Raw genomic sequence first — 13,969 nt, forward strand, 5'->3', positions numbered from 1 at the left:
TAAATAAAGGCCAGTGCTGATAAATCATGGTATTTATCAGCACTGGCCTATTTTTATGGCTAAAAACAGCTAATTCTGTGTGATTTATTCAACATCGCAGTAAGTATAGAGCCAAAATTTACTGAACTAATGTACTAAACTAATAGCTCTATAAGTAAATTAGGCCAATTATAGACTAAATAACGTTATTGGCCTGATAAAATACCCAACTCAACGTATTGTTGTCGCGTAAACACAAGCCCTATCTATATTAATTTGTAACACAATGGTACAATCGGTACACCAAGTAAGGATACGGGTAACTATTTAATGAGAATAACTAAAAAGACAAGACCAAGGAAACCTAACTTAAGTAGCGCTATATTGCTTGTGATTGGTTTATTTGGCTTATACTGCTCAGCAACTCAAGCAGAGCCGAAAGTGAAAGACCAAGCTAATGTTGTTTTAATAATAAACAAGATTGTTAGCGAGGTAAAATCACCAACAAATACCCATGTTAATAACTACGCTTACCCTAGTATTACTAGCGAAGTATTCAATCAATACAATCAAATCGCTATGCAGTCAACGACTCAAACATCTCAACAACCCTCGCTAGGGATTAAAGTCACTGATTTTGCAAACTTAATACCAAGTAAGTTTACTAAAAAAAATTCTCTCTTTGAGTTTGCGGCTAAATTTAATGACAAGCTGCAACAAGTACTCGCCTATTTTGACTTTTCAGACACCAACACCGATAGTAAAAACAAAAAGATTCGAAGCAAAAATCTAGTTCGATTGCTAAAAATCACCATAAAGCATTAAAGGCCAATACTAGTGTCAGTAAAAGTTGATAGCAATTTATACTGAGCACTAGTTAAGGGCACTGAATCTGACTGATGATAGTAAAAAATCGCCCTTTAGCGATTTTTTAATGCCAGTGTGTGACTTAAACCTAATCACTAAAAATTCCTACCAAACCATAGCCAGTGAACATAATCACTGAACATGGCCACTAAAAAGAGTTACTAAACTTAATCACCTAGCTTTAGCCCTAAATAGTTTGGCTCTTGATGCAAGTTACGGATAAAAATAAATTTCAATTACGCTTGCCTTTTACATTAGCAAAACCTAATATAAATACATTAGGTTTTTCTAATACAAGTGCATTAGGTTTTACTAATGTACCTAATAAAGTACATATGATGACTTTAACTTTAACTTAAAAGGATATTCTCATGACACTGAATGAAGCACTTCGTCTAGTCGCTGGTATTATGATTTTAATCTCACTTTATTTAGCCGTCACCTATTCGCAAAATTGGTTATGGTTTACCGCTTTTATTGGCCTTAATTTATTACAATCATCATTCACAAAGTGGTGTCTAATGATGACTTTTTTAAAAAAAATGGGCTTAAAAGATACTTAATAACGTGAGCAACACCAAAGAGTGTCATATGCAGTAAGCTTTAATCCAGTCACTATTATGATCAATGACTTGAGTTATTAGATGAAATGAAATACCACCCTAGGTGTTATAAGTACCATCAATACTATTTTTAACTCAGGTTTTATTAAGCATAATTTAACATAAAAATAGTCATAACTAGCTAAAATATAGAAACAATAACTGGCCATGTAGGAAAATACCTAGATAATTGCCCCTGTAACAAAATCTATGAAATTGATAATCAATTAAATTATCAAGAGATATACGCTCAATTTATCAGGTTATTTAGTTTGTCGGTTATACCCCCTTTACTTTAAGTAACATAATTTATCTTTTTGGCTATTCTATTCTCAAAAAAAATACGTTAAAGTCCACCGATAACTTTTAAAGTAATGAATAAGAGAGACACAATGTCAAAAGCGTCAGCACGTCATATATTGGTAGATACTGAAGAGCAATGTCTAACATTAAAGCAACAAATAGTCGCCGGTGAAGATTTTACAGTCATCGCACAAGCGCATTCAAACTGTCCTTCTAAAGCGCAAGGTGGAGCATTAGGCTCTTTTGGTCGCGGCCAAATGGTGCCAGAGTTTGATGAAGTGGTATTTACAGCGCCATTGAATGAAGTTCAAGGACCTGTTAAGACTCAATTTGGTTATCACTTGCTTGAAGTTACTGCTCGAGACGACTAAGACCAAAGGATTTAATACCCTTAGGTATCGCATCTAAAATAGAAAACGAAGGCTAATGCCTTCGTTTTTTTTGACAAAAAAAACAATCACGATGACTTAAACCAGCGCTTAATTTTATCTTTGCGTAAAATTAATAGCAATATAGCCATCATAAAATATATCATGGGTTCAACAATGTCAGATTTTACTGACCAAAAAAAGTGCAGTGCAATCAGTAATACCGCGAGATAAACCCCGTTGTGTAACTTTTGCCACTTTGCACCCATTTTGCGCCTTAGTGCGTTTATTGAAGTGAGCGCTAAAGAAAAAAGTATCATTAGCGCTGCCATACCCACAGTAATGTAAGGCCTGTCAATAATCTCGTCAAAAAATAGCACAAGATCAAATTGCACTTCAAAAGCTAAAAAATTCAGTAAATGAAACATCGCATAGGTAAAGCTATACAAACCCAGTAATCGCCTTATTTGTAATAAATAGCCTTGGCGATATTTTTTCGCAACCGGTGTTACCAGCAGAGAAATCAGTAATAAATTAAAGGCGCCCATACCGGTAAAGTGAATAACCTCTTCTACAGGGTCTGCACCCAACTGCTCGGTAAAGGCTAAAAAATACAGGACAAATAAGGGTAAAAAAGCCAGCAAGTGAATCGCAATTTTAAGTAACATAACTCTATTGCGTAAAAATACGGCTTTGAAAGCCTCTTTACTCACCCCAGTTGCCCTAGTTTGCACTAATAGTACTTCCTTAAATCCATATTTTTATACAAGTGAGCAACCTCCTCACCATAGCCATTGAATGGCAAGGTAGCCATACGATTACGGGCAAATAGGCCGCCAGTGGTTATACGTCTCTCACTTGCCTGACTCCAACGTGGGTGATCTACGGCTGGATTAACATTGGCATAAAAGCCGTATTCCCTGTCAGCGAGTATATTCCAGGTTGTGGGTGGTTTATGCTCAACTAATTTTATACCGACAATGGATTTAATACTTTTAAAACCATACTTCCACGGCACAACTAATCGAATAGGCGCACCATTTTGCGCAGGTAGGGTTTTACCGTATAAACCTACGCTCATAAACGTGAGCGGATTCATGGCTTCATCAATACGTAAACCTTCTACGTAGGGGTATTGTACACCACCACCCATTCGACTTTTTTGTCCTGGCATCTGCTCTGGATCATATAAAGTTTCAAAGGCGACATATTTTGCTCGTGAATTAGGTGCTGCTTTTTTAATTAACTCTGCTAAGCCAAAACCTACCCATGGAATAACCATTGACCATGCTTCAACACAGCGTAAACGATAGATACGTTCTTCTAAGGGAAAGTATTTAAATAAATCATCGTAACCTAAGGTATAAGGTTTATCGACTTCACCAGAAATGCTGAGTTGCCAAGGGTTAACCTTAAATCCTTGCGCATTTTCAACGGGATCGCTCTTACCCGTACCAAATTCATAAAAATTATTATGGCTGGAAATTTTAGCTTCAGGGGTGAGTATTTGTAAAGATTCGCCTGCTGGCGCAAACTTTAAGGCTTGGCGCTTAAACACCTCGGCTTCTTTACTACTGAAAAAGTCTAGTGCGCCAGCGTTAGTGCTGGCAGATTGTGCTAATAAACCACCCGCACCTAGGTAACCAAGCTTCTTTAACAGCTCACGTCGACCATAATAAACTGACTCGTCTGTTACTTGCTGCTCAGACAGTTGATGGTTTTTTTTCGTGTTAATTAACATTTTCACCTCTGATCGATCTAGTTATAGCCATCTGATTAACTTGCAATATACAGACCCATAAAGAGGTGAAAAAATTCTTAATAAAAGCTCAATATTTAATTAAAAGTCATGTTTAATTAAAAATGGCACTTAACGAGAAAACTTCTCTAAATAGTCAATAATCTCACCTGATTCATACATCCAAGTAATTGATTGATCTGCATTGATAATTTTTAAACAAGGTACGGTTCTTTTACCACCTTCTCGGATCAACTCTTCACGGTATTGCTCATGCTGGTTTATATTGCGTAATTCAATATTTAAGCCTAATCGCTTCATAGCGCGACGGGTTTTCACACAAAATGGACAAGCAGGTAATTGATACAAGCTTAAATGTGCCGTACTAGCATCCACTTCTTTTTGTAGTTGTGGCGAGCGTTTTGGCGCACTGGGAGAAAATATAAAATTTAATAACAAAATTAAACGGCCAATCGGCCAACGAATTAAAAACATAGTAGGGTTTGTGCTCACTGTTAAGTAAATAAACTAAAATAATGACATGATTTTATTACCACATCATATCATCAGGAATTTGAAATTCTGCGTAAGGGTCATCTTCAGCAATAACTTCATCAGCCACCTTGGTGTTTTGCACCAAAATAACCGCTTTATCTAAACTCGCTACTTTTTCTGCCGTTTCGGTGGTAACGATATAAGTGGTATCATTGACACCACATAAGGCTAAACGGCCATTAACTAAGGCTTTATGGGTGACAGCATCAACAAATAACTTCTTAATTTTACTATTAAAAGTGTAATTATATTCTGCTTCGCCTTTAACATTGCTCACTTGATGATGTTGCAAAATTTGTAAAATTCTCTGCTGTTGCTCTTTTGCTGCTAAGGTTTGTTTTCTTTCGTTATTCAAGGCAATATCATGGGCTAGCTTGTCTTTTTTCGCCAGCTCAAGCTCTTGTTTAACTTGCTCTTGTAAGCTGGTATCAACCTTGACGCCACTGCGTTTTTGTTTGCCTGTTTTGCGTTTATCACTATTTGCTTGTCGTGCTTTTTGCTTGGTGGTTAAACCTGCTTTAAGCAACTGGTCTTGTAATGAAGCCATCTATTTTCCTATGGTAGAATACCAATTGAATATCGATTGTTACTATTTTATCAGTTCGTTTACCATTTTACAGCATTCAATAAAAAAGCAGCATAATTTGCTGCTTTTTTCTGGTTAACTTACCAAATTAGATTGGCCGCTAGCACAGCCTAAAACCGCTGCAGCTAGCTAACCATGGGTATTTACACTATACCATATTTTTTTAATGGCAATTCTCGATAACGTTTACCTGTGGCATTAAAAATAGCATTACAAATAGCAGGGGCAATAGGCGGAACACCCGGTTCACCGACACCGCCTGGAGGCGCGTCACTGTCAATTATTTCTACATGTGTGGTTGGGGTATCTGCCATTCGAGCCACTTGATAACTATCAAAATTATTTTGCTCAATGACCCCATCTTTCGCGCTTAGTTCGCTAAAAAAGGTAAATGATAAAGCAAAAATAGCCGCGCCTTCCATTTGCGAGCGAATGCGTTCAGGGTTTACCGCTAAACCACAATCTACTGCCATCCAAACGTCATTCACTTTAATTTTCCCGTCACTGTTTTCTGATACTTCAACAATACAAGCCACATAACTGACGAAGCTTCGATGCATGGCAATACCTAGGCCATGGCCTTTAGGTAGCTTTCTGCCCCACTTTGCCATGGTACTGGCTTTTTCTATTACCGCTTTCATACGTGCGGTGTCAACAGGGAATTTCTCTAGTGTTTCACCATAATTTCCGTATTTGGCCTGCTCATTCGAGAAGTCAATTTTACGATCTGTACCTAGCATGGCGATTAAATTGTCTTTGCTGTCTAAACCTTTTGCTTGGGCCAGCTCATCAACAAATGAACTTACTGCAAAAACATGGTTGATATTAGTGACTGAACGCATCCAGCCGATACGAGTATGAGCTGGCGCTTTGCCGGCAGCACAACTGACATTAGCAATATCATAGGGCATATCAATTAAGCCTAAATCAGCTTCTGAGCCAATTAAGTCTTCACCTTGGCTGAACGTTGAGCCAATAGGCGGCTCTGCCACATGATGTTGCCACGCGGTAACCGTGCCATTTTCATCAATACCGGCCGCAAGCTTTTGATAACTAACCGCATGATAATAACCATTTTGAATTTCATCTTCGCGAGTCCACATCACTTTAATGGGCACATTTAACTGTTTAGAGAGTATCGCGGCTTCAACAATAAAGTCTGGCTTAGATTTTCGACCAAAGCCACCCCCTAACAAAGTCACATTAATATTGACGTTTTCTGGCGTAATACCGGTAATTTGTGCCACGGTACTTTGCGCTGACTGCGGTGTTTGAGTACAAGCCCAAATATCAAAAATACCGTCATGAAAATGTGCGGCAGCGGCTGGCGGCTCCATGGGGACATGAATTAATTCCGGCACATAATAGGATGCTGTGATCACTTGCTTAGCCGCTATTAATGCTTTGCCTACATCACCTTTACTGCGCAACACTTTGCTCGGGTTGTCACAACTGTTTGCTAATGCTTGTTTATAGTCATCGCTGTTGTAACTTTGATGCGCACTTTCATGCCATTGCATTGCTAATGCTTCTCGACCTTTCATTGCCGCCCAAGTGTTTTTAGCAATAACGGCAACGCCTCCTAAAGGTTTAAATACCGCGGGCTCTTCTAAATCAGGTAGTTGCACTACATCAATAACACCCACAATGGCTTTTGCCGCAGCGCTATTAAATGATTTAACCTTTGCCCCAAGTACCGGTGGCCTAGCAATAACAGCATATTGCATCTGGTCTAATTCAACATCAAAACCGTAGGTAGTAGCTCCTGTTGCGATTTTTTCACCGTCAACTAAAGCCACATCCGATTTACCAATAAGATTAAAATCTTTCTTATCTTTTAATATCAAAGCAGATTGTGCAGGCAAGGCTAGCGTGCTTGCTATGGCAACTAAGCTGCCAAAAGATAATGTTCGACCCGTTTTTGTATGGACAATAGTGCTGTTTAGCGCTGCGGTTTCACTCACATCAACTTGCCATTGCTTGGCTGCGGCTTGTTGCAGCATCATACGTGCCGCAGCGCCAGCTTCTCGCAGTGGTTGATAAAAGCGTCTTACCGAGCGTGAACCATCCGTATTTTGGCTACCATATTTTTTATCACCTAAACCTTGTACAACCGTTATTTGTTGCCAGTCAGCCCCAAGCTCGTCGGCGACAATCATAGGAATACTGGTTCTGATCCCTTGACCCATTTCTGACCTATGCACGACAATACTGACTATATTGTCGCTGCCTATTTGGACATAAACATTAGGTGAAAATTTATCAGCGGCTATAACGCCTGCCAAGGCTTTTGGCATAGTTAGCATTGACGGTAATTGCACTCCAAGCACCAAAGCCGTAGAACTGATGCCGAGTGTTTTTAAGAAGCCGCGACGGCTAACATTTTCAATATGTTTCATGATCCGCTTCCTTTTACTTCAGTGCCCAAGTCAGCGGCAAGGTGAATCGCTTGTTTGATGCGTTGATAAGTACCACAGCGACAAATATTACCACTCATGGCGAGTTCAATATCTTCATCGTTTGGTTTAGCTTTGCGGTCTAACAATGCCACCGCTGACATCATTTGTCCTGACTGACAATAACCGCACTGTGCCACATTTAATGCTTGCCACGCTTGTTGAACTGGGTGTTCTCCATGTTCAGAAAGTCCTTCAATAGTGGTGATTTTTTGCTGCGCAATAGCCGACACTGGCATAACACATGACCGAACGGGTTGGCCATCAACATGGACAGTACAAGCGCCACATAAGCCTTTACCACAACCATACTTGGTACCGGTATATTTTAAAATGTCTCTTAATGCCCACAACAAGGGCATATCGCCATCATCATTAAATTGATGTTCTTTACCATTGACCGTTAAGGTGATCATACAATCATTTCCTTTAAGTTTGTTAAACCTTGTTTTGGTTAGGTTAGCCTAGCGTTAGCGAGTGATGTTATGCATTAATGCCAAGCTTTCTAACCATGTATTTTAATTGCTCTGGTGTATCTATATCAATAAACGCATGCGCGAGTGGTACTTTTAATAATTTATCTTGGTATTGTGCTAGCAAAGGTTTTGCCCCTTGCTGACCTGTTAACTGGGTTAATTCAGTAAAATAGTCTTGAGAAAATATCACCGGCGGGCCAATGTTTTCTTTTTCGTTTGACGCAACTGCCCTTAGGTCTTGTGCAACAATAATAGCATGAGGATTAGCTTGCCAATAACTTTGATGACGAATCAAATCAGCTGAGGTTAACTGCCATTGGTCAACTAATACGATCATAACCGCTTTTATATCAGAAGCTAATCCTGCAACACCAACAGCAATCGATGACGCCATGCCGTCTGAGAACTTGCTATTAATAATAGTCTTGATGGGGAGATGGTCAATACGCGCTTGAACTTGGCTGGCATTAAAACCTAAAACGCAATAGACCTGACTTGTCACCTTTAAAGCTTGCGCTAATTGCCATTCAACTAAGCTTTGTGCGTGGATATTAATTAATTGCTTCATCTGACCTAAACGAGACGACTGCCCTGCTGCCAACACTATGATGGCAAAATTATTATTTGCGCAACTCGTCATTTTAATTTTATCTCTAGCATCATTTTAAGCCTTTTGTTGGTAAACCATTTTAATACCAAACCATCTGAATACCAATAGGCTGAGTGTAACATCAAATAAAATCAGCAAGGCGATTTCAACCAAGCATCGGACTTTATCCAATGTATATATGTGATGAGTGTATATGTAAGTGTAATCTATAGTTAGGATGAATTTATCGAATCATCAAGATTCAAACTTCATTTGTTTTAAGGTACTCTAAGCTATCGAAATTGTTTACTTTGCTAAGCCTAATGAAACATTTAAAAAATACGCTGATCGGCATACTATTTATTCTCTTCTTAGTTATCGCGACTTTGAGTACTTGGATATACAGTCAAATCGACAGTGCCTTACCGCAATTAGACGGTAAGCAAACACTCTATGGCTTATCTGCCAGCACTATCGTCGAGCGAGACTCGCAAGGCATTGTCACCATCAAAGCAGATAATCGCTTAGACATCGCTATCGCCACAGGCTTTGTTCATGCTCAAGAACGCTTTTTTCAAATGGATTTATTACGCCGAAATTCAGCTGGCGAACTTGCCAGCCTATTTGGTGACGCCGCAATAGCCTATGACAGTGACATTCGCCGCCATCGTTTTCGTGAACGCGCTACTCGCATAGTGTCACAATTATCAACCGCAGATTTAGACCTGCTAAAAGCCTACACTCGTGGGGTAAATCAGGGCTTAAAATACCTTAAAGCGCCACCTTTTGAATATTTACTGCTACGCCAAGCACCCGTCGAATGGCAAGAAGAAGATACCATTTTAACCGTACTCAGTATGTATATCGACTTACAGTATCAAGATGGAAAGCGCGAACGAACTCTAGGCTTAATGCATTCACTCTTAAGCTCTGAAGTGTATGCATTTCTTAACCCTAAAGGCAGTCGTTGGGATGCTGCCATAGATGGCACTGAGTTTCCTGCATCGCCATTACCAAAAGCAGCTTGGCCTTCTGCCTCAAGTGAAGGTATGGCGGCTTTGCTAAAGCATCAAGCGCTAGACCCGCTAATAGCTGACAGGATTCCCTCACCACTGGCCAGAAAAAAATCAGCTTTAAATGAAGAGTTCCCAGGTTCAAACAATTGGGCTATTGCCGGTAATATCAGTTCAACCGGCAGCGCTATGGTTGCCAACGATATGCATCTGGGCATTCGGGTACCAAACACTTGGTTTAGAGCCTCCTTTGAATATCAAAGTGTCGATAATACGGCCGTAAAAGTCACCGGCGCAACATTACCTGGCACACCCAACATGATTATTGGCAGCAATGGTCATATTGCTTGGGGCTTTACCAACAGTTATGGTGACTGGAGCGATGTGATCATTCTTGAAACCAATGCCGATAAAAGCCAATACTTAACGCCTGATGGCTACCAGAACTTTATCAAACGTAAACAAATTATCGCGGTAAAAGATCAAGAAGCGGTCGACATAACGGTAACTGATACCATTTGGGGGCCAGTTATCGGTGAAAATGCTCAAGGCGATTTACTTGCCTATCGTTGGATTGCTCACAACAAAGCCGCCGTTAACATGGCTATTGTTGAATTTGAAACCGCTACCAATGTAGAGCAAGCCTTCGCTATTGCGGCTCGTGCCGGCTTACCAGCACAAAACTTAATGGTGGGCGATAAACAAGGTAATATTGGCTGGACCATCATGGGGCCGATCCCACAACGCAGCGCAAATTTTGGTGAAATACCGACATCTTGGGCCAATGGCGAAAATAAATGGTTAGGACTTTTGCCAGCTGAAGCGTATCCCAAAGTCATCAACCCAGACAATTCGCGCTTATGGACAGCAAATTCACGGGTTATTGGTGCCGATATGTTGAGCAAAGTCGGTAATGGCGGCTATGCCATCGGTGCGCGATCTTCACAAATAAAACAAAACCTCGAAGCTAAAGCATCATTTGATGAAAAAGCCTTACTCGATATTGCCCTTGATAACCGCGCTAAATTTTTATTACGTTGGCAAAGATTTATCTTGTCTGATGTGCTCACTGACGCCATGTTGGCTAAGCATAATGACTGGTATAAAGTGAAGAAAATTATCGACGTTGAATATTTGTCAGCAAGCACAGATTCTGTTGCCTATCGCCTGATCAGAAATTTTCGCTTAACCGTCAGAGAGCAAGTGTTTGCAATTTTCAATGAAAACATGACCAAGCTTGATAAAAGTTACAGTTTTCATAGCATACGTCACCAAATAGAAACGCCATTATGGCAGTTAATCAATCAGCAACCCGAGAACTTTCTCTGGCGTAGTCATGAAAGTTGGCCAGCCTTATTTGAAGCTAGCCTTGAGACAACACTCAGTCAAATGACCGAATCAAGTACATTGGCGAACGCCACTTGGGGTAAACAAAACATCAGCAAAATTCAGCACCCCTTAAGTCGTGCTGTACCATTTATTGGCCAATGGCTTGATATGCCTGAAGTAGAATTGCCCGGTGATAGCTACATGCCAAGAGTACAAGGACAATCATTTGGTGCGTCACAGCGCATGGTTGTTTCTCCTGGACACGAAGAAAGTGGCATTTTTCATATGCCTACTAGTCAATCAGGTCATCCTTGGAGCCCATATTATGGTTTAGGACATGAAAGTTGGATAAAAGGTCAGGCATCTAGCTTTTTGCCTGGCCCAAGCAAGTACACACTGACGTTACTCAGTTACTAGCTTACTCAGTTACTCGCAAAGCAAAGCAAAGCAACCCATCAACATACTAAGGAACAATAATGACCACTTTAATTATTTGTTTATTTATCGCCACCCTATTACCTTTTATTGCCAAAATTCCAGTTGCCATTGCCATGAATAAAATGGGCGGTTACAACAACAATCACCCTCGTGATCAACAAGCTAAGCTAACCGGCTTTGGTGCTAGAGCTTTCGCTGCACATCAAAATGCCTTTGAATCCTTGCTTATATTTTCCCCCGCCGTTTTGTTAGCCATAGCGACACAAAACACCGGCGTTTTTATCGAGCAACTCGCTATTACCCATATTGTTGCCAGAGTGCTTTACAATATTGCCTATTTAATGAATATCGGCGTCATACGTTCATTAATATGGGGGGTTGGCATCATGAGTTCTTTCACTATTATCTATCAATGTATTTAACTGACAGATAATAGTTATTAGCTATCCGTTTTAAGTTATTAGAGCTCAGTTTTTCCTTGTGTATTGGTCTAACCTCTTGCTGATAAGCCTTTTTTATCCCTTTAGATAAAAAAGGCATAAAGAAACGGTTGTACTCTGGTGTGATGGTGGCTAAAGTAAAGCTATGCAAATGACAAAACTAGCCTTTTTCTTTAACACTTTCTTTCTCTCAGTTCTCTGAGCGCGCTTTAGGTTTTGGCATTCACTAAAAAACCTCCTAATGGAGGTTTTTTAGTTTTAGTGGTCGCAACAAGTAACAGTAATAAATAACTCGCAGAATATGATAATAAAAGCGAATAAACTCATAACTACCTATTAGGAAAACGCGGTGAACGAAGCATTAGATTTAAATAAAATACGTGAAAAAATTACCCTACTCGATCAGCAACTATTGACATTATTTGCTGAACGCCGCGCCCTGACTTTAAATGTTGCAAAAAGCAAAGCTCATCTCATTCGTCCGGTACGAGACCAACAGCGCGAACAAGAGTTACTGATCCGCTTGATCACCCAAGGTAAAAAACTAGGTTTAGATGCGCATTACGTGACCCGTGTGTTTCAAACCATTATTGAAGATTCCGTACTAAATCAGCAGGCTTACCTGCAAACCTTAGCAAATCCAAATATACAAGAGCCGGCTGTCAGTGTCGCTTTTCTTGGTGATAAAGGTTCTTACAGCTACTTAGCAAGCCATCGTTATTTTTCTCGCCGTGCAGCAAAAATTATTGAAAGCGGTTGTCAAAGTTTTGCTGAGATTATGCAGCAAGTTGAATCTGGCTCGGTTGACTATGGCATGTTGCCAATAGAAAACACCAGTTCAGGCAGCATTAATGAAGTTTATGACGTACTGCAACATACCAACTTGTCGATTGTTGGCGAAATAACCCAACCTATTGAGCATTGCTTACTGACCGCCGTAAATACCAAACTTAATAAAATCAAAACCATTTATGCCCATGGTCAGCCATTTGCGCAATGTAGTAACTTTTTAGATAAACAAAGTGATATTCGCATTGAATACTGTGAGAGTACGGCTGATGCCATGGCTAAAGTCTATCAATTGCAAGACGACAGTGTTGCGGTTATTGGTAGCGAAGAAGGCGGTAACTTATACCAACTTCAGGCTTTAGAAAAACAGATAGCCAACCAAATTGAAAACCATAGTCGCTTCATTTTAGTGGCGCGTAAACCTATTGAGGTTGCTGAACAAATTCCAGCAAAAACAACCTTAATTATTGCCACTGGTCAAAAGCCTGGTGCATTAGTCGAGTGCCTCCTGGTACTGAAAAACAAAGGCATTAACATGTGTAAACTTGAGTCTCGCCCAATTCAAGGGCGACCTTGGGAAGAAATGTTTTATGTCGATGTAGAAGCCAATTTGAAGCACTTAGCTTTACAAGAGGCGATTAGTCAAATCACTGAACAAACAAATTTCATTAAAATTCTAGGTTGTTACCCTATCGAACACATTAGCCCAACCAGTGTCCCAAGTAGCGCACTCATATAAGCGCTAATGCTTAACATAATAAAGGGCAGATAAACTGCCCTTTATTAATACATCTACTTTCTAAATGCTTAGCTCTCAATGCTTATCACACATCACTGCTTAATCTCAGTCCAGTTTAGATAACTACCAGTTTGCGATTTTTTAGTCTAAAAATAATAGCACTAAACACTAAGATAAATAATATGGGCATAGCGGCGAACATAACGCCTGAAAACATAAACTGCCCCATTAACAAGGTTAAGCTAATAAAGCACATTGTTGGTAATAATAGCCAAAACGTATGTTCACTGGCACATAATTTAAATCCTTTATGCATAAAAAACAGTAACAATATACTGACCATACTTGCGGTAATAGCCGTCACTACACCAGGGTAATAGTCCAACATAAAATCAGTATGGGGGTGAAGTATGCTGGGTACTGGCACCCAATTACCGAGATGAACCAACCAAACTAATGAACCCGCAATTAGGCAACCAAAATTAAAAGACCAAAGTTTTTTATTAACCTTAAACATCAATATTTCCCAAATTTATTATTATTATTTTCCCTATTTATATCCCAAGTATAGTTTTTAATCAAGACGTCTGGTTTTTATGCAAAAATAATCAGCAGTAATTTAGCCTCAGTGTTTGGGTTATACCAATTTCATTAATTAGGTGGTCTACTTTATACGCAGGAATAATGGCCAAATATAAGGCA

Annotated in this window: 13 protein-coding genes and 1 pseudogene; 6 read left to right on the top strand and 8 right to left on the bottom strand. The window is 39.7% G+C overall.

Annotation, left to right across the window (positions count from 1 at the left end):
* Positions 1-309: 309 nt before the first annotated feature.
* From H4J54_RS06335 to H4J54_RS06345, 3 genes are all read left to right on the top strand, one after another.
* Complete coding sequence (locus H4J54_RS06335; protein ID WP_182190054.1) at positions 310-804, top strand: hypothetical protein; 495 nt, start codon at positions 310-312, stop codon at positions 802-804.
* 413 nt (positions 805-1,217) lie between these two features.
* Positions 1,218-1,409, top strand: coding sequence for a DUF2892 domain-containing protein (locus tag H4J54_RS06340; protein WP_182183738.1), 192 nt, complete (start codon positions 1,218-1,220; stop codon positions 1,407-1,409).
* Between the two features lie 413 nt (positions 1,410-1,822).
* Positions 1,823-2,122 (top strand): peptidylprolyl isomerase, encoded by a 300-nt coding sequence (locus H4J54_RS06345; protein WP_182190055.1) that lies wholly within the window; start codon positions 1,823-1,825, stop codon positions 2,120-2,122.
* A gap of 86 nt (positions 2,123-2,208) precedes the next feature.
* Here H4J54_RS06345 and msrQ read toward each other — a convergent pair whose 3' ends face one another.
* The 7 genes from msrQ to H4J54_RS06380 form a co-directional block, all read right to left on the bottom strand.
* Positions 2,209-2,853: a protein-methionine-sulfoxide reductase heme-binding subunit MsrQ gene (msrQ, locus tag H4J54_RS06350; RefSeq protein ID WP_310650151.1), complete on the bottom strand. Its 645-nt coding sequence runs from the start codon at positions 2,851-2,853 to the stop codon at positions 2,209-2,211.
* Positions 2,853-3,860, bottom strand: coding sequence for a protein-methionine-sulfoxide reductase catalytic subunit MsrP (gene msrP, locus H4J54_RS06355; protein ID WP_182190056.1), 1,008 nt, complete (start codon positions 3,858-3,860; stop codon positions 2,853-2,855). Before msrP ends, msrQ begins: the two co-directional genes overlap by 1 nt.
* 129 nt (positions 3,861-3,989) lie before the next feature.
* A complete protein-coding gene (locus tag H4J54_RS06360; RefSeq protein WP_182190057.1) occupies positions 3,990-4,352 on the bottom strand; it encodes a glutaredoxin in 363 nt (120 codons plus the stop codon).
* Positions 4,353-4,407: 55 nt separating this feature from the next.
* Complete coding sequence (locus H4J54_RS06365) at positions 4,408-4,959, bottom strand: DUF2058 domain-containing protein (RefSeq protein WP_182183736.1); 552 nt, start codon at positions 4,957-4,959, stop codon at positions 4,408-4,410.
* Between the two features lie 182 nt (positions 4,960-5,141).
* Complete coding sequence (locus H4J54_RS06370; protein ID WP_182190058.1) at positions 5,142-7,397, bottom strand: xanthine dehydrogenase family protein molybdopterin-binding subunit; 2,256 nt, start codon at positions 7,395-7,397, stop codon at positions 5,142-5,144.
* Positions 7,394-7,870 carry a (2Fe-2S)-binding protein gene (locus tag H4J54_RS06375; RefSeq protein WP_182190059.1) on the bottom strand — a complete coding sequence of 159 codons (477 nt, stop codon included), beginning with the start codon at positions 7,868-7,870 and terminating at the stop codon, positions 7,394-7,396. The genes H4J54_RS06370 and H4J54_RS06375 overlap by 4 nt, the downstream gene beginning before the upstream one ends.
* A gap of 67 nt (positions 7,871-7,937) precedes the next feature.
* Positions 7,938-8,570: an NTP transferase domain-containing protein gene (locus H4J54_RS06380; protein WP_182190060.1), complete on the bottom strand. Its 633-nt coding sequence runs from the start codon at positions 8,568-8,570 to the stop codon at positions 7,938-7,940.
* Positions 8,571-8,842: 272 nt separating this feature from the next.
* Between H4J54_RS06380 and H4J54_RS06385 the strand changes: the two genes are divergently transcribed.
* From H4J54_RS06385 to pheA, 3 genes and pseudogenes are all read left to right on the top strand, one after another.
* Entirely contained in the window at positions 8,843-11,278 is a 2,436-nt protein-coding gene (locus tag H4J54_RS06385) for a penicillin acylase family protein (protein WP_182190061.1), read from the top strand.
* 59 nt (positions 11,279-11,337) lie between these two features.
* The gene (locus tag H4J54_RS06390) at positions 11,338-11,721 is read left to right on the top strand and encodes an MAPEG family protein (RefSeq protein ID WP_182190062.1); all 384 of its coding nucleotides are present in this window, start codon (positions 11,338-11,340) and stop codon (positions 11,719-11,721) included.
* Positions 11,722-12,088: 367 nt separating this feature from the next.
* Positions 12,089-13,264, top strand: a pseudogene (gene pheA, locus H4J54_RS06395) (prephenate dehydratase); the annotation flags it as partial.
* Between the two features lie 118 nt (positions 13,265-13,382).
* Here pheA and H4J54_RS06400 read toward each other — a convergent pair.
* The gene (locus H4J54_RS06400; protein ID WP_182190064.1) at positions 13,383-13,784 is read right to left on the bottom strand and encodes a hypothetical protein; all 402 of its coding nucleotides are present in this window, start codon (positions 13,782-13,784) and stop codon (positions 13,383-13,385) included.
* Between the last annotated feature and the right edge of the window lie 185 nt (positions 13,785-13,969).

Origin of the sequence: Colwellia sp. MB3u-8 (assembly GCF_014076985.1) — a bacterium.
In the GTDB taxonomy this organism is placed as follows: Bacteria; Pseudomonadota; Gammaproteobacteria; order Enterobacterales; family Alteromonadaceae; genus Cognaticolwellia.

Coding starts and splice junctions, on each gene's coding strand:
- H4J54_RS06345 (WP_182190055.1), top strand. CDS start 1,823: ATGAATAAGAGAGACACAATGTCAAAAGCGTCAGCACGTCATATATTG.
- H4J54_RS06385 (WP_182190061.1), top strand. CDS start 8,843: ATGAAACATTTAAAAAATACGCTGATCGGCATACTATTTATTCTCTTC.
- H4J54_RS06365 (WP_182183736.1), bottom strand. CDS start 4,959: ATGGCTTCATTACAAGACCAGTTGCTTAAAGCAGGTTTAACCACCAAG.
- H4J54_RS06375 (WP_182190059.1), bottom strand. CDS start 7,870: ATGATCACCTTAACGGTCAATGGTAAAGAACATCAATTTAATGATGAT.
- H4J54_RS06370 (WP_182190058.1), bottom strand. CDS start 7,397: ATGAAACATATTGAAAATGTTAGCCGTCGCGGCTTCTTAAAAACACTC.
- msrP (WP_182190056.1), bottom strand. CDS start 3,860: ATGTTAATTAACACGAAAAAAAACCATCAACTGTCTGAGCAGCAAGTA.
- H4J54_RS06390 (WP_182190062.1), top strand. CDS start 11,338: ATGACCACTTTAATTATTTGTTTATTTATCGCCACCCTATTACCTTTT.
- H4J54_RS06400 (WP_182190064.1), bottom strand. CDS start 13,784: ATGTTTAAGGTTAATAAAAAACTTTGGTCTTTTAATTTTGGTTGCCTA.
- H4J54_RS06360 (WP_182190057.1), bottom strand. CDS start 4,352: ATGTTTTTAATTCGTTGGCCGATTGGCCGTTTAATTTTGTTATTAAAT.
- H4J54_RS06380 (WP_182190060.1), bottom strand. CDS start 8,570: ATGACGAGTTGCGCAAATAATAATTTTGCCATCATAGTGTTGGCAGCA.
- H4J54_RS06335 (WP_182190054.1), top strand. CDS start 310: ATGAGAATAACTAAAAAGACAAGACCAAGGAAACCTAACTTAAGTAGC.
- H4J54_RS06340 (WP_182183738.1), top strand. CDS start 1,218: ATGACACTGAATGAAGCACTTCGTCTAGTCGCTGGTATTATGATTTTA.